13 protein-coding genes are annotated in these 17,153 nt (G+C 72.8%); 3 read left to right on the top strand and 10 right to left on the bottom strand.

Translation table 11 applies throughout. The annotated features are described in order from the left end of the window. Positions 1-73 precede the first annotated feature (73 nt). On the bottom strand, positions 74-697 hold the full coding sequence (locus ACFV3E_RS17820) for a hypothetical protein (protein WP_500535477.1): 624 nt from the start codon (positions 695-697) through the stop codon (positions 74-76). Positions 698-887: 190 nt separating this feature from the next. Next, the gene (proS, locus tag ACFV3E_RS17815; protein ID WP_500535476.1) at positions 888-2,300 is read right to left on the bottom strand and encodes a proline--tRNA ligase; all 1,413 of its coding nucleotides are present in this window, start codon (positions 2,298-2,300) and stop codon (positions 888-890) included. Between the two features lie 216 nt (positions 2,301-2,516). Here proS and ACFV3E_RS17810 point away from each other — a divergent pair, with 216 nt between their 5' ends. Further along, on the top strand, positions 2,517-3,347 hold the full coding sequence (locus ACFV3E_RS17810; RefSeq protein WP_500535475.1) for a methyltransferase domain-containing protein: 831 nt from the start codon (positions 2,517-2,519) through the stop codon (positions 3,345-3,347). Between the two features lie 30 nt (positions 3,348-3,377). Here the strand turns inward: ACFV3E_RS17810 and ftsH are convergent, their stop codons facing one another. The 7 genes from ftsH to nsdA all read right to left on the bottom strand — a co-directional run bounded on the left by ftsH (position 3,378) and on the right by nsdA (position 13,739). Continuing rightward, on the bottom strand, positions 3,378-5,312 hold the full coding sequence (gene ftsH, locus ACFV3E_RS17805; protein WP_500535474.1) for an ATP-dependent zinc metalloprotease FtsH: 1,935 nt from the start codon (positions 5,310-5,312) through the stop codon (positions 3,378-3,380). A gap of 36 nt (positions 5,313-5,348) precedes the next feature. Continuing rightward, complete coding sequence (locus ACFV3E_RS17800; protein WP_500333387.1) at positions 5,349-5,864, bottom strand: GNAT family N-acetyltransferase; 516 nt, start codon at positions 5,862-5,864, stop codon at positions 5,349-5,351. Between the two features lie 74 nt (positions 5,865-5,938). Next, on the bottom strand, positions 5,939-7,480 hold the full coding sequence (gene ffh / locus ACFV3E_RS17795; RefSeq protein ID WP_500366016.1) for a signal recognition particle protein: 1,542 nt from the start codon (positions 7,478-7,480) through the stop codon (positions 5,939-5,941). Between the two features lie 84 nt (positions 7,481-7,564). Continuing rightward, a complete protein-coding gene (locus tag ACFV3E_RS17790; protein ID WP_500535473.1) occupies positions 7,565-10,045 on the bottom strand; it encodes a [protein-PII] uridylyltransferase in 2,481 nt (826 codons plus the stop codon). A 92-nt stretch (positions 10,046-10,137) separates the two neighbouring features. Further along, entirely contained in the window at positions 10,138-10,476 is a 339-nt protein-coding gene (locus ACFV3E_RS17785; RefSeq protein WP_018562967.1) for a P-II family nitrogen regulator, read from the bottom strand. Beyond that, on the bottom strand, positions 10,473-11,831 hold the full coding sequence (locus ACFV3E_RS17780; RefSeq protein ID WP_499514217.1) for an ammonium transporter: 1,359 nt from the start codon (positions 11,829-11,831) through the stop codon (positions 10,473-10,475). Before ACFV3E_RS17780 ends, ACFV3E_RS17785 begins: the two co-directional genes overlap by 4 nt. 393 nt (positions 11,832-12,224) lie before the next feature. Further along, positions 12,225-13,739 carry a transcriptional repressor NsdA gene (gene nsdA / locus ACFV3E_RS17775; RefSeq protein ID WP_500535472.1) on the bottom strand — a complete coding sequence of 505 codons (1,515 nt, stop codon included), beginning with the start codon at positions 13,737-13,739 and terminating at the stop codon, positions 12,225-12,227. Between the two features lie 233 nt (positions 13,740-13,972). Between nsdA and ACFV3E_RS17770 the strand changes: the two genes are divergently transcribed. Beyond that, a complete protein-coding gene (locus ACFV3E_RS17770) occupies positions 13,973-14,647 on the top strand; it encodes a bifunctional DNA primase/polymerase (protein ID WP_500535471.1) in 675 nt (224 codons plus the stop codon). Between the two features lie 73 nt (positions 14,648-14,720). Here the strand turns inward: ACFV3E_RS17770 and ftsY are convergent, their stop codons facing one another. Continuing rightward, positions 14,721-15,947 (bottom strand): signal recognition particle-docking protein FtsY, encoded by a 1,227-nt coding sequence (ftsY, locus tag ACFV3E_RS17765; protein WP_500366021.1) that lies wholly within the window; start codon positions 15,945-15,947, stop codon positions 14,721-14,723. Between the two features lie 100 nt (positions 15,948-16,047). Here ftsY and ACFV3E_RS17760 point away from each other — a divergent pair, with 100 nt between their 5' ends. Then, positions 16,048-17,037 (top strand): LLM class flavin-dependent oxidoreductase, encoded by a 990-nt coding sequence (locus ACFV3E_RS17760; RefSeq protein ID WP_500535470.1) that lies wholly within the window; start codon positions 16,048-16,050, stop codon positions 17,035-17,037. The last annotated feature ends 116 nt before the right edge of the window (positions 17,038-17,153 follow it).

The following is a 17,153-nucleotide window of genomic DNA, read 5'->3' as shown; positions in this document are numbered from 1 at the left end:
TGTGATACGTTTACATTTGGCCCTTCGGGGGGGCAGGCCGCCGCCCGCGGGTGCCCCCACGGGCCCCGCCCCCCTACCGGGCCCCCCCCGGGGCCGGGGGGGGCGCACCCGCCCCCGCCGCGGCCTCCGGAATCCGGAACGGCGTACCGCACGCCCCGCAGACGATCGGCGCCTGCGCGAGGACGGACGGCACGACCCGGACGTTGCGTCCGCAGTCGCAGACCGCCTTCACCCGTACGCCTCCGCCCGAGGACCCGTGCCGGGCGGCGGGCCCGCGGAAACTGCGGGCGGTGTCGGCGGCGGTCGCCACGGTGTGCGCTCTGAGCGCGCGCTGCAGGCGGTCGATCGTCGCCCGGTAGCGCTTCTTGGTGTCCGGGCGCAGCTGGACCAGGGAGAAGCCGCTGCTGGGGTGCGGCTCCTCGGAGTGGTCCAGGCCGAGCTCGTCGGCGATGGCCAGGAATCGACGGTTGTGGTAGCGCCCTGCCCGTGAGGTGTCCCGGACGCCGCGCGCGGCGGCGACTCCGTGGACGGCCTCGTGCAGCAGGCGCTCGAAGGAGAGCTCCGTGCCGCACGCGGACGAGGACTCTCCGATCAGGGACTCGGGGGCGGCCAGGTCGGGCAGTTCGGGATGGTGCCGTTGAATGTCGGCCCATGCGACTGCCAGCTCGGCGGCGAGGACTGGTGGTGTCGTGCTCACGTCGTGACAACGAGCCGGGGGCGCCCTGTGTTCCGATACCGGGCCATCCCAAATATTTTGCACGTACTAGTCAGTTCCGGATGATGCGTACGGCTGAGGGCGGGTGCGGAGGACAGTGGAGAAGTCACGCACCCGCCTCAAGCGTGGACGTACTGCCGATTACGTACGTCGCTTTTCAGTCAGTTGACGGTCAGTATGCCCGCGCGACGATCGCCGCGGTACCCGGCGCGTCGTCCGTTTCCGGAACCTGGCCGTCCTCGGTCAGCAGGCAGCGCACGGACACGCCCTGCTCGGCCAGCCTGGCCTCGCCCTCCGGGCCGAGGTCGGCCCAGGGGATGCGGGCCCAGCCGGTGGCCGAGGCCTCGGCGGCCTCGGCGATCGTCTTGACGTCCACGGTGCGGGACTCGCGGCGCTCCCGGGACTGGCGCAGCAGCGTGGCCTGGTCCTCCTCCAGCGCCTTGGGCACCAGCGCGGTCAGCTCGTCGATCGCCACCGGCTCCTTGCCCCCGGGGATGCGGCGGGCGAGCATCGCGGTGCCGTTCTGCAGGTCGCGCGGGCCGACCTCCACGCGGACGGGGACGCCCTTGAGCTCCCAGTCCACGGCGCGGCGGCCGAACGGGGTGTCGGTGCGCACGTCGACCTGGACGCGCACGCCGGCGGCCTTGAGCCGGTCGCCGATCTCGCGGACCTTGGCGACGACCGCGTCGTCGCCCTTGATCGCCAGGACGACGGCCTGCACCGGCGCCAGCCGCGGCGGCACACGCAGTCCGTTGTCGTCGCCGTGGGACATGATCAGGCCGCCGACCATGCGGGTCGACACGCCCCAGGAGGTCTGCCAGACCAGCTCCTGCTGCCCCTCCTTCGACAGGTAGGAGGTGTTGAAGGCCTTGGCGAAGTTGGTGCCCAGCTCGTGGCTGGTGCCCAGCTGCAGCGCCTTGCCGTCGCCCATCATGCCCTCGAGGGTGAGGGTGTTGATGGCGCCGGCGAAGCGCTCGCGGGCGGTCTTGCGGCCGAGGACCACGTCGATGCCGAGGACGTCGGTCATGAAGTCGCCGTACACGTCGCGGTGGATCATCGCGGCGTAGTCGCGGGCGTCCTCGTAGGTGGCGTGCGCGGTGTGGCCCTCCTGCCACAGGAACTCACTCGTACGGAGGAAGAGCCGCGAGCGCATCTCCCAACGGACCACGTTGGCCCACTGGTTGATGAGCAGGGGCAGGTCGCGGTAGCTCTGCACCCACTTGGAGAAGTACTCGTTGATGATCGTCTCGGAGGTGGGCCGGACGACGACCGGCTCCTCCAGCTCCTTGCCGCCGCCGTGGGTGACCACGGCCAGCTCCGGCGCGAAGCCCTCGACGTGCTCGGCCTCCCGGGTCAGGTAGGACTGCGGGATGAAGAGCGGGAAGTACGCGTTCTGGGCGCCCGCCTCCTTGATCCGCGCGTCCATCTCCTGCTGCATCCGCTCCCACAGCGAGTACCCGTACGGCCGGATGACCATGGTGCCGCGCACCGGGCCGTTGTCGGCCAGCTCGGCCTTGTTGATCAGGTCCTGGTACCAGCGCGGGAAATCGTCCGCCTGGGGTGTGAGTACGGGAGCCTTTGCCATGCCGCAGATGGTACGGGGACAGCGGCACCGGACGTGAATCGGCGGGGTCGGGAATCGGCCCAATCCTCACCTTCAAACCTCTGGACTACGGCCCGGAAGGGGAGTTGGCTGGCTCGGGGGGCATGCGCGGCGTGACGATGACGGTGCGTGGCGTAACCGGGGGGCGTACGAGGAAGGCTTTCGGCGAGACGGCGACGCGGCTGATTGGGGCGCTCGATGACACCTACGCTCGCACGGCACCCACGGACACACCGGACCGACGGCAGGGCGCGTGACTGGGCGGAGATCCAGGAGCGGATGCTCGTACCGCTCTACGAGGCGGTGCACGAGCGGTTGGAGGTCGGCCCCCGCACCCGGCTGCTCGGCATCGGGTGCGGATCGGGACTCGCGCTGCTCATGGCCTCGGCCCGGGGCGCGGCGGTCACGGGTTGCGATCCGGACGAACGGCGCCTCGAACTGGCCCGGCAGCGGCTGCTGCCCGAGCCGCAGTGGGGCGCGCCGGCCCGGTCGCGCGGCGGGCGCACCCGGCTCGTGCCGGGCGGCCCGGAGGAGGTCCGCGTACCGGAGGGGGCGCCGTTCACGATGATCACCGCCCTCGACCCGGGGACGGCACCGGCGGCGCTGGTCCCCGCACTCGGCGCCGCGGCGGGCCTGGCCGAGCGGGGCACCCCGGTCGTGCTGGCCGGCTGGGGGCCGCCCGAGCGCTGCGCCACCGGGCGGGTGCTGCGGGTCGCGGCCCGGCTGGCCGAGCCGCGCGGCACCACCGCCGCGGTCCGGCTCAGCGGCCGGGACGACCTGGAGGAGCTGGCGCGGGAGGCGGGGCTGCGTCCGGACGGCTCGGGGCGGGTGTCCTGCCCGTTCGGCTACCCCGACATGGACAGCGCGGTGCGCGGCCTGGTGTCGACCGGGCTCTTCGACGCCGCCGTGGCGGCCACCGACGAGGACCAGGTGCGCAAGGAGCTGCGCGAGGCGCTGCACGCGTACCGGCGCGGCGACGGTACGGTCCGGATGGAGAACGTGTTCCGTTACCTGGTGGCCCGGGTGTAGCCGCAGCGTTCCCGCGCGGCCGCACGGCGGCTACTCGGCGGCCTTCGCGAGCCGTGGGATGCCCGCCGCCTCGTAGGCCTCGTCCTCCTCCAGCGTCTCGGCCTCCAGCAGCCGCTCCGCGAGGGCGTCCAGTTGCTCGCGGTGCCGGCCCAGCAGCCGGCAGGCCGTCCCGTAGCACTCGTCCACGATCCTGCGCATCTCGGCGTCGATCACGTCGAGGGTGGCGGGGGCCGCGGACAGTCCGTAGGGCTGCTGGGAGTCGGCCGGGATCGCGGAGAGCGGGCCAACCTTCTCGCTCATGCCCCAGCGGCCGACCATGCCCCGGACGACGTTGGTGACCTGCTCCAGGTCGTTCTCGGCGCCGGTGGTGATCACCCCGAAGACGACGTGCTCGGCGGCCATGCCGCCGAGCGCGCCGATGATCCGGCCGCGCAGGTACTCCTCGGTGTACGCGTAGCGGTCGGAGTCGGGGGTGGAGAGGGTGACCCCGAGGGCGCGGCCGCGCGGGACGATGGTGATCTTGCGTACCGGGTCGGCGCCCGGGTGCAGCATCCCGAGCAGGGCGTGCCCGGACTCGTGGTAGGCGGTACGGCGACGCTCCTCGATGGGGATCACGAGCGGGCGTGCCGCACCCAGCTGCACCTTCTCCAGGGCGTCGGAGAGCTCGCCCTGCCCGACGGCGCCCTTGCCGCGCTTGACGGCGAGCAGCGCCGCCTCGTTGGCGAGGTTGGCGAGTTCCGCGCCCGTCATCCCCGGCGTCGCACGGGCCACGGCGGTCAGGTCGATGCCGCCCTCCAGGGGGACCTGGCGCAGGTGGATGCGGAGGATCGCCTCACGGCCCGTACGGTCGGGCGGGCTGACGTGGACGACGCGGTCGAAGCGGCCGGGCCGGGTCAGGGCGGGGTCGAGGACGTCGGGCCGGTTGGTGGCGGCCGTGACGACGACGCCCTCGGAGCCGGAGAAGCCGTCCATCTCGGTGAGGATCTGGTTGAGGGTCTGCTCCCGCTCGTCGTGGCCGCCGATGCCGCCCGCCGCGCCGCGGGCGCGGCCGATGGTGTCGATCTCGTCGATGAAGATGATCGCCGGGGCGACCTTGCGGGCCTCGGCGAACAGCTCGCGCACCCGGCCGGCGCCGACGCCGACGATCATCTCGATGAACTCGGAGGCGGAGGCGGAGAAGAACGGCACGTCGGCCTCGCCGGCCACGGCCCGGGCGAGCAGGGTCTTGCCCGTGCCGGGCGGTCCGGCGAGCAGCACGCCGCGCGGCATCCGCGCCCCGAGCGCCCGGTAGGCCTGCGGGCGCTTGAGGAAGTCGACGACCTCGTTGAGCTCGGCCTCCACCTCGTCGATGCCCGCCACGTCGGCGAAGGTGGTGCGGCGGCCCGCCTCCGGGACGACCGGCGTCGGCGGGGCCCTGCGGCCGAGGCCGCCCAGGCCGCCGAGCCCGCCCGCGAGCTTGCTCATCCGGCGGGAGACGTAGAGCCAGAGCAGGACCAGCAGCAGCACCGGGGCGAGCGAGAGCAGCAGGTTGTAGAGCAGGCCGCGCTGCTGGACCACGGGTTCGGCGGTGACGGTGACCTTGTTCTTCGTCAGGGTCGCCCACAGGTCGTCGTCGGCGAAGACCGGCCGCTGGGTCTTGAACTGCATGTACGTGCCCTCGTCCGCCCCCGGCACGTCCTGCTTCTTCTTGAGCTGCCCCTCGATGGAGTCGCCCTTGGAGTAGATCTTCGAGATGTTGTCCGTGGCCAGCTGCCGGTTGAACTCGGTGTACGAGATCGTGGTCGGCCGGGACCCGGTGAAGAACGAGAGCACCAGGTCGGTGATGAGGAAGACGACGAGCGCCGTCAGGATCATGCCGCCCCAGCCGCCCATGCGGCGCCGTCGCCGGGTGGGCGGCGAGGCTGGCGCGCCCTCCGTCCGCCATGGGTCGTCCGGATTCTGCCGGGGCGGTACGGGATTGCCCATATCCCGACAATAAGGACACTGCCGCTCCGGCGCCCCTCAGACCCCGGGCCACTCCTCGGCGGTGAGCGCGAAGCGCTCGTGGTCGCGCCAGGCGTCGTTCAGGTAGAGCATCCGGGGCGTGAAGCCCTCGTGGCGGAAACCGAGGCGCTTGGCCATGGCGACGGACCGTTCGTTCTCCGGCTGCACGTTGATCTCCAGCCGGTGCAGGCCCAGGCCCCGGGGTTCGGGGGCGAAGCAGCGGTCGACGACCAGCCGCAGGCCCTCGCTCATCCGCCCGGTCCCGGCGAAGGGCACGTAGCTGTCGTAGCCCAGGCTGCCGTTGCGGAAGCGCCCCATGACGATGTTGGCCACGTTGCACTTCCCGACGATCCCGCCGCTCTCCTCGTCGAGGATCAGGAACGTCCGCAGCACGGGCCCCTGGCGCCGCAGCAGTTCGGGCAGCCCGTCCGGTTCGACCGGGTTCCACCGGCCGACGTGCTCGGCGGAGCGCAGCACCGCCTCCCGGTAGGCGGGGGCGTCGGCCGGCTCCGGGGGACGGATGTGTACGCGCATGGGTCCATGATGCACGCGCGGCGGCGGCGCCCCCTGCGCAGGGGACGCCGCCGCCGTACGGACGCGGACCTGGGTCAGCCCATGAACTTCTTGAACTCGTCGGGCAGTTCGAAGTTCTGGCCCTCCTGGCCGGCCGGCAGGCCGAAGGCGCCACCGGCCTGCTGCTGCTCGCGACGGGCGGCGTCGGCCTTCTCCTGCTCGGCGCGCTTGAGCGGGTTGCCGCTCTGCCGCTTGCCCTTGGCCTTCTTCTGCTGCTTCTTCTGACGTGCGCCGCCGCCCATGCCCGGCATGCCGGGCATCCCCGGGATACCGCCCTGGGCCATCCGCGACATCATCTTGCGGGCCTCGAAGAACCGCTCCACCAGGCTCTTCACGGCGCTGACGTCCACACCGGAACCGCGGGCGATGCGGGCGCGGCGGGAGCCGTTGATGATCGTGGGGTCCTGGCGCTCACCCGGGGTCATCGACTTGATGATCGCGGCCGTGCGGTCCACGTCGCGCTCGTCGAGGTTGTTGATCTGGTCCTTGATCTGGCCCATGCCCGGGAGCATGCCGAGCAGCTTGGAGATCGAGCCCATCTTGCGGACCTGCTCCATCTGCTGGAGGAAGTCGTCGAGGGTGAACTCCTTGGGACCCTTGGCCAGCTTCTCGGCCATCTTCTGGGCCTCGGCCTGGCTGAAGGTCTGCTCGGCCTTCTCGATCAGGCTGAGGACGTCACCCATGCCCAGGATGCGCGAGGCCATCCGGTCGGGGTGGAAGGCGTCGAAGTCGTCCAGCTTCTCGCCGTTGGAGGCGAACATGATCTGGCGGCCGGTGACGTGCGCGATGGAGAGCGCCGCACCACCGCGGGCGTCGCCGTCGAGCTTGGAGAGCACCACGCCGTCGAAGCCGACGCCGTCGCGGAAGGCCTCGGCGGTGTTGACCGCGTCCTGGCCGATCATGGCGTCGACGACGAAGAGGATCTCGTCGGGCTGCACGGCGTCGCGGATGTCCGCGGCCTGCTGCATCATCTCGGCGTCGATGCCGAGGCGGCCGGCGGTGTCGACGATGACGACGTCGTACTGCTTGGTACGGGCGTGGTCGAGGGAGTCCTTGGCGACCTGGACCGGATCGCCCACGCCGTTGCCGGGCTCCGGCGCGAAGACCGCGACGCCCGCCCGCTCCGCGACGACCTGGAGCTGGTTGACGGCGTTGGGACGCTGGAGGTCCGCGGCGACCAGCAGCGGGGCGTGGCCCTGGCCCTGCAGCCAGCGGCCGAGCTTGCCGGCCAGCGTCGTCTTGCCGGCACCCTGCAGACCGGCGAGCATGATCACGGTCGGCGGCTGCTTGGCGAACCGCAGCCGGCGGGTCTCACCGCCGAGGATGCCGACGAGCTCGTCGTTGACGATCTTGATGACCTGCTGGGCGGGGTTCAGCGCCTGGGAGACCTCGGCCCCGGACGCCCGCTCCTTGACCTGCTTGATGAAGGCGCGCACCACCGGCAGCGCGACGTCCGCCTCCAGCAGCGCGATGCGGATCTCGCGCGCGGTGGCGTCGATGTCCGCCTCGGAAAGGCGGCCCTTGCCCCGGAGGTTCTTGAACGTCGCTGCGAGGCGGTCGGAAAGGGTGTCGAACACGTCGGTCGCGGATCCTCAGGTCGGGGGCGGGTGATAGGTCGTCCTCAAGGGTATCCGCCCGGGCCGCGAATGGTCTCCACCGCGTCAGCGCAGGGCCCGCTCCACCTCGTCGGCGACCTCGGCCGCCCGTACGTCGGGAAGCGGATCGCCCGCGGTGTCCGTGACGTAGAACGCGTCGACCGCGTTGGCGCCGAGCGTACTGATCCGGGCGGACCTGACGTTCACGCCGGTGGACTCCAGGGCCCGGCCGATGCGGTGCAGCAGCCCCGGGGCGTCGTGGGCGCGGACCTCGATGACGGTCGCGGCGCTGGAGCTGCCGGGGGCGACGGTGACACGGGGCGGAGGGGGCGTGACCCCGCGACGGCGGGGGTACGCGGACTCCCGCTCCGCCAGCCGTGCCTCGATGTCGAGGGAGCCCGCGAAGGCCCGGGCGAAGTCGTTGCGCAGCCGTGCCGCCTCGGGCAGCGAGCCGTACTCGGCGGCCACCCGCCAGCGCAGGAGGGTCACCGGGCCCTGGTGGACGGGGTCGACCGCGCGCAGGTCGGCGGCCCGGACGGTGAGCCGGTGCAGGGCGAGCACGCCCGCCGCCGCCGCCAGCAGCCCGGGCCGGTCGGGGACGGCGAGCAGCAGCTCCACGCCGACGGGCTCGGGTTCGTCGTCCGCGGTCCGCGGGGCGGCCCCGTCGGGGTCGGGCTCGGCGTGGGCGTGCAGCGCGATGACCGGGCCCCCGGTGCGCGCCGCCTCGACCGCCAGACGCTCCTCCTCGGCGGTGGGCTCGGGGTCGGCGGGCCCGGGCACCGCCCCGCTCACCAGCACGGCGGCGACCCGCTTGACCAGGTCGCCGACGAGTGAGGACCGCCAGGCGCTCCAGGCGGCCGGACCGGTGGCGAGGGCGTCCGCCTCGGTCAGCGCGTGGAGCAGCTCCAGCGTCTCGGAGTCGCGGACGGCCTCGGCGACGCTCTGCACGGTGGCGGGGTCGTCCAGGTCGCGCCGGGTCGCGGTCTCGATCAGCAGCAGGTGGTGGCGGACCAGCAGGGCCAGCGTCTCCACGTCGGCGCGGCCGAAGCCGAAGCGGGCCGCGACGTCGCGGGCGATGACCTCGCCGGCCTCGGAGTGGTCGCCGGGCCAGCCCTTGCCGATGTCGTGCAGCAGGGCGGCGATGAGCAGCAGGTCGGGGCGGCCCACCCGGCGGGTCAGGCGCGAGGCGCGCACCGCGCATTCGATGAGGTGCCGGTCGACGGTCCAGATGTGCACGGCGTTGCGCTGCGGGCGGCAGCGGACCCGTTCCCAGTCGGGGAGCAGCCGCGTGATCATGCCCGCGGCCTCCAGTGCCTCCCACACCTGCACGGTGGACTCCCCTGCGCCGAGCAGCGTCACGAGCTGTTCGCGGGCCTCGGCGGGCCACGGCACCGGCAGCGGCCGGGTGGCCTGGGCCACGCTCAGCCGGCGGACCGCGTGCAGCGACAGCGGTACACCGTGCTCGGCGGCGGCCGCGGCGGCGCGCAGCGGCAGCACCGGGTCGCGCTCGGGCCTGGCCGTGAGCGCGAGGACGGCCTCGCCCTCGTGCTCCACGACGCCGTCGGCGAGCGGGGTGCGCTCGGGCGCGTTCGCGCCCTGCTCCGGGCGGGAGCGGCCGAGCAGCCCGCGGCGGCGGGGCCGCATCTGGCGGGAGCGCAGGACCCGCCCGACCTCGCGCCAGGTGACGTCGAAGGCGTAGCCGACGGTCCGGGCGGCCTCGTACACCTGGCGCAGCAGCGCGTCGGCGTCGAGCAGGCCGAGTGCGCCGGCCACCTGGTCCTGCTCCTGAAGGGCCAGCCGGTCGGTGGCGCGGCCGGTCACCAGGTGGAGGGCGTCCCGGGCGTCGAGCAGCCGGGTCCGGGCGTCCTCCAGGCCCTCGCGGGGCGCGTCGGCGAGCCAGGAGGCGGCGACGGCGCGCAGGGCGGTGGCGTCGCGCAGCCCGCCGCGGGCCTCCTTGAGGTCGGGCTCCAGCAGGTACGAGAGCTCGCCGTGGCGCTCGGCGCGCTCCAGGCACAGCTCGTGGAGCGCGGGGAGCCGCTTGGGCGCCTGGTTGCGCCAGTCGGCGAGGACCGCGGTGCGCAGGGAGGCCGTGAGGGCGGCGTCGCCCGCGATGTGGCGGGCGTCGAGGAGGCCGAGCTGGACCTTGAGGTCCTCGGCGGCGGTCTTGCGGGCCTCCGCCGGGGTGCGGACGGAGTGGTCGAGGGCGACGCCCAGGTCCCAGACCGGGTACCAGATCCCGTCGGCGAGGCCGGCGACGTCCGCGGGCCCGGCGGAGCCGTCGTGGAGCAGCAGCAGGTCGAGGTCGCTGCGCGGGGAGAGCTCCCCCCTGCCGTAGCCGCCGACGGCGACCAGCGACCAGCCCCGCGTCCCGGTCCGGTCGGCCGCACCGCGGGCGAGGTCGGCGAGCCAGGCGTCGGTCAGGGAGGCCAGCGCCTTGCGCCGCGGCGGCCCGGACGGACCCTCGCCGTTCAGGAGGGCCAGCCGGGCCGCCGCATAGCCTGCAGGGGCGTGTCCGTCGTGGGCTTTCGCGTCGACGTTCTCCGTCACACTGTCTCCAGTCGCAGGCCGTGCGGTGGAACTGCTCGGGTTCGGTGGTGCGAAAGGGCGCGGCCGGATCACCGGCCGCGCCCCCGCGTCCTTTAGAGCGCGTCCGGGCCGCGCTCCCCGGTCCTGACCCGTACGGCGGTCTCGACCGGGATGCTCCAGACCTTGCCGTCACCGATCTTGCCGGTGCGGGCGGCCTTGACGATGACGTCGATCAGCTGGTCGGCGTCGCCGTCCTCGACGAGCACCTCGATGCGGATCTTGGGCACCAGGTCCACGGTGTACTCGGCACCACGGTAGACCTCGGTGTGGCCCCGCTGACGGCCGTAGCCACTGGCCTCGGTGACCGTCAGGCCCTGGACGCCGAAGGCCTGCAGCGCCTCCTTGATCTCGTCCAGCCGGTGCGGCTTCACGACCGCGGTGATGAGCTTCACGCGTCCACCTTCTTCGACGGGGCGTCGGTCACCTGGGTGCCGCTGCCACTGCTGCTGTCCAGGGAGGAGAGGGCGGAGCGGACCGCGCCGGCCACGCCCGCGAAGTCGTAGCCGGTCTCCGCGTGCTCGGCCTGGTCGATGCCCGCGACCTCGGTGTCCTCGCTGACGGTGAATCCGATCACCAGGTCGATGAGCTTGGCAAGGATCGCCGAGGCGATCAGCGAGTAGAACAGGACCACGCCGACGCCCAGGAACTGCTTCCACAGCTGGTCGAAGCCGCCGCCGTAGAAGACGCCCTTGGCGGTCTGGCCGACCCCGCCGGTGGCGAAGAAGCCGATGAGCAGGGAGCCGACGATGCCGCCGACCATGTGGACGCCGACCACGTCGAGGGAGTCGTCGTAGCCGAACTTGTACTTCAGGCCGACCGCCGCGGCGCAGGCCACACCGGCGATGACACCGACCGCGATCGCGCCGAGCGGGCTGACCGAGCCGCAGGCCGGGGTGATGGCGACCAGACCGGCGACCGCGCCGGAGGCGGCGCCCAGGGTGGTGAAGGAGCCGTGCTTGATCTTCTCGTAGGCGAGCCAGCCGAGCATCGCGGAGGCGGTGGCGACCTGGGTGTTGGTGAAGGCCACGGCCGCGACGCCGTCGGAGGCGAGCCAGGAGCCGGCGTTGAACCCGAACCAGCCGAACCACAGCAGGCCGGCGCCGAGCATGACCAGCGGCAGGTTGTGCGGGCGGAACGGGTCCTTCTTGAAGCCCACGCGCTTGCGGATGACGAGGATCACGCCGAGCGCCGCGGCACCGGCGTTGATGTGCACCGCCGTACCGCCGGCGAAGTCGATCACGCCGCGGGTGAAGAGGAAGCCGTCCGACGCCCAGACCATGTGGGCGACCGGGAAGTACACGACCGTCGCCCACAGGGCCACGAAGAGCGACCAGGCGGTGAACTTCACCCGGTCCGCCAGGGCGCCGCTGATCAGGGCGGGCGTGATGATCGCGAACATCAGCTGGAAGACGGCGAAGACGTAGACCGGGATGGTGTAGCCGTCCCACAGCTGGGAGATCCCGATGTTGCGCATGCCGGCCCAGTCGAAGCCGCCGAAGAAGGCGTTGCCGGAGTCGAATGCGACGGTGAAGCCGTAGAGCGTCCACAGCACGGTGACGATGCCGATGGCGATGAAGCTCATCATCAGCATGTTCAGCACGCTCTTGACCCGCACCATGCCGCCGTAGAAGAAGGCGAGGCCGGGGGTCATCACGAGCACCAACGCTGCGCTCAGCAGCATGAACGCCGTGCTACCGCTGTCGAGCGTGGGCGTATCTGCGGCAAGCGTCAAGAAGCCTGCTGCCATCGGCGTCTCCTCGTCATCCGAACGGCCCGTGCGGGAAGCGGGCTCGATGGGCCGGTTTTCGCCATGAGGTTGTCCCAGCCGGGTTTCCGTCGACGCCATCGGGTGTTTCGGAACCGTGACGAAGAAGTCGTCCGTGTTACGTCGCGATGAACCGCCACCCCAGCGGGCGCCGCCATGACGACGCCGTCACGACTCCATGACCCCTCGGGCGGGCCGACGAGCTGTATACGTGCCGCGCGGGCCGGGGTGTACAAACCTCGCCACGCCGTCGAACGGACGCGTCGGTGAACGAGGACCGGCCGCGGCGGGCCACCCGGTTGACCTGGCATGGGGGAGCCGAGTCGGGCTGTCGGGATGGCCGGCCGCGGCCGGGGTGCGGGGTGGACCGCCGGGTCAGGCGGTCCCGGCGACCTCGGGGAGGTCGGACGCCAGGCGCTCACTGAGCTGGGCGACCTCGGCGACCTTGCCGTAGTCGCGCAGCGCGGTGTCGGCGGTCTTGCGGATGCGGGTGTTCACCCGCTCGGAGCGCACGTGCTTGGCGACGTCGATGGCCTGGACGGTGAGGCCCGCGGCCTCCTCCGGGCTGCGCTGGAGCAGGTGCACGGTGGCCATGCCGATCAGGTTGAGGGCGTAGGCGCGCTGGTGGACGGTGTCCTTGGAGAAGAGCTCGACGGCCCGCTGCATCACCGGGTGGGCCAGCGAGGCGTACGTGGGGCTGCGGCCGGCCACGTACGCGAGGTCGCGGTAGGAGTGGGCGTTCTCGGCGTTGAGCTCGGCCTCGTTGAAGAAGCTGATCCAGTCCGGGTCCTCGGTGGGGCGCGAGTCGGTGTAGGAGTCCTCGGCCATCCGCACGGCGCGGTGGCACTTGCTGACCTGGCCCATGTTGGCGTAGGCGCGGGCCTCCATCGCGTACAGCATCGCCTGGGTGGTGGCGGTCGCGCTGTCCCTGCTGCCGTACTGCGCCAGGTGGATGAGTTCCAGTGCGTCGTCGGGCCGGTCCAGGTGGATCATCTGGCGGCTCATGCTGGACAGGACGAAGGCACCCAGCGGGCGGTCGTCCGCCTCCTTGGCCGCGTGCAGGGCCAGGACCAGGTACTTCTGCGCCGTGGGGTGCAGGCCGACGTCGTACGACATCCAGCCGGCGAGTGCGGCGAGCTCGGCGGTGACGCGGTAGAGCCGCTTGGCGACGGACTGCGGATGGGACTCCTGGAGCAGGTCGGTGACCTCGTGCAGCTGACCCACCACGGCCTTGCGGCGCAGGCCGCCGCCGCACTGGTTGTCCCACTGCCGGAACATCACCGTGGTGGCCTCCAGCAGCTCCAGCTCGGGCTCGGAGAGCCGGACCCTGCCCCCGGACTCGCGCGGCGGGGGGACGTCGGCACCGGACGCGGGGGTGGGCACCAGCCAGCGCTGCATCGGCTCGACGAGGGCGGGGCCGGCGGCCAGCGCCAGGGAGGTCCCGAGGAAGCCGCGGCGGCCGAGCATCAGGTCGCTGCGGGAGAACTCGTTGATCAGCTGGACCGTCTGCGGCCCGGCCCACGGCAGGTCCACGCCGGTCGCGGCGGGCGGCTGGTGGACGGGGCGCAGGCCGAGGTCCTCCACCGGGACGACGGTGCCGAAGCGTTCGGAGAACAGCTCGGACAGGATGCGCGGGATGGGTTCGCGCGGCTGCTCGCCGTCCAGCCAGCGGCGCACCCGTGAGGTGTCCGTGCTGACGTGCAGCGCGCCCATCTGGCGTGCTTTGCGGTTCACCTGCCGGGCGAGTTCGCCCTTGGACCAGCCGCTGCGCACAAACCAAGAGGTCAACTGCGCGTTGGGCTGCTTGTCCTGTGTGCCGCCCACCGTGACGCCCCCATTCCGTCGCCCAACACCTCCGGGGATGAGGGCCGTTGCCTGCCTGGCCCCCATGTGCCTCAGTGTCCTACGAGTCTTGCCTCCGGCATACCCGCCGGCCCGCACACTTCCGGGGCTTGCGAACCGAAAGTAATCCTACGATCACCCATCCGGCGATGCCTCCAGCGAAAACGCCACCATTCGCCACCCCTTCGAATGAACTACATGTGCACACGGCGCGATTCACTTGACACATGCCGATCAGGCACGGGCGTAACCATCGGCAACTACGACCCGTTGGGGGTGTCATGGGCTTCACGATCGGCAGCATGCGGGAGATGCGACACATCCGCTCCGGCGCGCGCCGCCGGACGCACGCCTCGGCGTGCACCACCGTGGCGGAGTACACCGGGTTGTGCGGATGGGCGGTGGCGCCGGGCGCGCGCGCCACGCGCGGGGGCGGGCAGTGCTCCTGCGGTGACCCGGGGTGCAAGGCACCGGGCGCCCACGCACTGGAGTTCGCCGGCGAGGTGCCGGCCGGGGCCACCCTCGAGGAGGCCGTGGCCGCCTGGGAGCGCGTGCCGGGCGCGGCGCTGATGCTCCCCGTGGGCCGCGCCTTCGACGTGATCGACGTGGCGGAACGATCCGGCGTACGCGCCCTGGTGCGCCTGGAGCGCATGGGGCTGCGTCTCGGGCCGGTCATCGCCACCCCGGACGGCAGGGCGCAGTTCTTCGTCGCACCGGGTGCCGCCGCCGAGCTCCCGCACCTGCTGTACCGCATGGGCTGGGACGACGCCGACCTCGACCTGCGCTGCCTCGGGCCGGGCGACCACGTGACCGCCCCGCCCTCCGACCTCGGCGGCCTCGGCCCGGTCCGCTGGCTGCGGCCGCCGGCGCTGGACGCCTCCCGCCAGCCGCCGGAGGCCCGGCTGCTGCTCGGCACGCTGGCGTACGTCTGCCACCGGGACCGCGCGTACGCGTGAACGACGAGCAAGGGGCGCACTCCCACGAGTGCGCCCCTTGTCCACGTGTCCGCTTGTCCACGGACGCCGCCGGCTACGAGCCGATCAGCGCGTCCACGAAGGCCTCGGGCTCGAACGGGGCGAGGTCGTCCGCCCCCTCGCCCAGGCCGATCAGCTTGACCGGAACGCCCAGCTCGCGTTGGACGGCGACGACGATGCCGCCCTTGGCGGTGCCGTCGAGCTTGGTGAGCACGATGCCGGTGATGTCGACGACCTCGGCGAAGACCCGGGCCTGGACCAGTCCGTTCTGACCCGTCGTGGCGTCCAGGACCAGCAGGACCTCGTCCACCGGGCCGTGCTTCTCCACGACGCGCTTGACCTTGCCGAGCTCGTCCATCAGGCCGGTCTTGGTGTGCAGCCGGCCCGCGGTGTCGATGAGCACGACGTCCGCACCCTCGGCGATGCCCTCCTTCACCGCGTCGAAGGCGACCGACGCCGGGTCGCCGCCCTCGGGACCGCGCACGGTGCGGGCGCCGACCCGCTCGCCCCAGGTCTGCAGCTGGTCCGCGGCGGCGGCACGGAAGGTGTCGGCGGCGCCCAGCACGACGCTGCGGCCGTCGGCCACCAGGACACGGGCGAGCTTGCCGGTGGTGGTGGTCTTGCCGGTGCCGTTGACGCCGACGACCATCAGCACGGCCGGCTGGTCGGCCCCGTCCCCGTTCGGCAGCCCGTCCGTGTGGAGCGTGCGGTCCAGATCCGTGCCGATCAGGGCCAGGAGTTCCTCGCGCAGCAGCTGCCGCAGGTCGGCGGGGGTGCGGGTGCCGAGCACCTTCACCCGGGTGCGCAGCCGCTCCACGAGTTCCTGGGTGGGGGCGACCCCGACGTCCGCGGTGAGCAGGGTGTCCTCGACCTCCTCCCACGTGTCCTCGTCGAGGTGCTCGCGCGCGAGCAGCGTGAGCAGCCCCTTGCCGAGCGCGTTCTGCGAGCGCGACAGCCGGGAGCGCAGCCGCACCAGACGGCCGGCGGTGGGCTCGGGCCGCTCGATCTCGGGGGCGGCCGGGCGCTCCTCGACGAGGACGCCGCCGGCGGAGGCGTCTTCCGACTCGGGGAGCTCGACCTCTTCGATGGTCCGGCGGGGTTCGTCCCGCGGGGCCTCCGCCTCGTCGCCGATCTGCGGTTCGGCGGGGGGCGCGGTGATCGTCGGCTGCTCGGTGGGCGGTGCGGGGGGCAGCTGCTTCCTGCGGCGGCTGCCCACCACCAGCCCGCCGGCCGCCAGGATCACGACCAGGGCGATGACTACGGCAAGAATGACGGTTTCCATAACCCGTCCAGTATCGGTCACGCGGCGCGCCCTCCCGGGAGCCACCCGGCCGGCGTCCGCGACTCTGTCCATCTGACGGTTCGTCAGCTAACGTCGGCGCATGCCTGCCACTGTCGTACGTTTCAACCTCGTCGACCCCGCGGCCGCGCCCGGGGCGCTGAGCCACCGCTACCGGGCCGCCCTGGAGATGGCCGCGTACGCCGACGGACACGGCGTCGCCACCCTCCAGACCGAGGAGCACCACGGCTCCCCCGACGGCTGGCTGCCCTCGCCCCTGACCTTCGCGGGGGCCGTCCTCGGCGCGACCCGCCGCATCGCGGTCACCGTCTCCGCGCTGATCGGGCCCCTGTACGACCCGCTGCGGCTGGCGGAGGACCTCGCGGTGCTCGACCACGTCGGCGGCGGCCGGCTGGTCACCGTCGCCGGCATCGGCTACCGCCCGGAGGAGTACGAGGCCCTCGGGGTGGACTGGCACCGGCGCGGCGCCCTCCAGGACGAGCTGCTGGAGACGCTGCTCACGGCGTGGACCGGTGAGCCCTTCGTCTTCCGCGGCCGGACCGTCCGGGTCACGCCCCGTCCCCACAGCTCCCCGCACCCGCTGCTGATCGTCGGCGGCAGCTCGCGCGCCGCGGCGCGCCGGGCGGCGCGGTTCGGCCTGCCGTTCTTCCCCAGCGCCCACCTCCCGGAACTGGAGACGTACTACCGGGAGCAGCTCGCCGAGCACGGCACCGAGGGCTGGTGCCTGATGCCTCCGCCGCAGGTGCCGCTGCTCCACCTGTCGAAGGACCCCGACCGCACCTGGGCCGAGTACGGGCGGCACCTGTTCCACGAGGCCGCCACCTACGCCTCCTGGCAGTCCGCCGGCATCCGCTCGGCGGTGCGCTCCGGCGCGGCCTCCCCGGAGGAACTGCGCCGCGAGGGCGTCTACCGCGTGGTCACCCCCGACGAGTGCGTCGCCTTCGCGGAGGCGAGCACCGACCCGGCCGCCGCCCTCGTGCTGCACCCGTTGTGCGGGGGCATGCCGGTCGAGGAGGGCTGGCGGAGCCTGCGCCTGTTCGCGGAGCAGGTGCTGCCCCGGCTCAAGGACTGACCGGGCCCGGCCGCGAGCGGCCCGGCGCACGACGCCGCCCCGGGCCCGCAGGGGCACCACGGGGGCGGCGCCGCGGAAGCGGGTGGGGCCGGTCAGCCCATCTCCTCCAGGGTCTT

The sequence above is a fragment of the Streptomyces sp. NPDC059718 genome (assembly GCF_042733315.1).
Taxonomy (GTDB): Bacteria; Actinomycetota; Actinomycetes; order Streptomycetales; family Streptomycetaceae; genus Actinacidiphila.
Note: the sequence above shows the minus strand (reverse complement) of the source record. Positions and strands in the feature narration are given on the sequence as shown.

Coding starts and splice junctions, on each gene's coding strand:
- proS (WP_500535476.1), bottom strand. CDS start 2,300: ATGGCAAAGGCTCCCGTACTCACACCCCAGGCGGACGATTTCCCGCGC.
- ACFV3E_RS17810 (WP_500535475.1), top strand. CDS start 2,517: ATGACACCTACGCTCGCACGGCACCCACGGACACACCGGACCGACGGC.
- ftsH (WP_500535474.1), bottom strand. CDS start 5,312: ATGGGCAATCCCGTACCGCCCCGGCAGAATCCGGACGACCCATGGCGG.
- ACFV3E_RS17800 (WP_500333387.1), bottom strand. CDS start 5,864: ATGCGCGTACACATCCGTCCCCCGGAGCCGGCCGACGCCCCCGCCTAC.
- ACFV3E_RS17780 (WP_499514217.1), bottom strand. CDS start 11,831: ATGGCAGCAGGCTTCTTGACGCTTGCCGCAGATACGCCCACGCTCGAC.
- nsdA (WP_500535472.1), bottom strand. CDS start 13,739: ATGGGGGCCAGGCAGGCAACGGCCCTCATCCCCGGAGGTGTTGGGCGA.
- ACFV3E_RS17770 (WP_500535471.1), top strand. CDS start 13,973: ATGGGCTTCACGATCGGCAGCATGCGGGAGATGCGACACATCCGCTCC.
- ftsY (WP_500366021.1), bottom strand. CDS start 15,947: ATGGAAACCGTCATTCTTGCCGTAGTCATCGCCCTGGTCGTGATCCTG.
- ACFV3E_RS17760 (WP_500535470.1), top strand. CDS start 16,048: ATGCCTGCCACTGTCGTACGTTTCAACCTCGTCGACCCCGCGGCCGCG.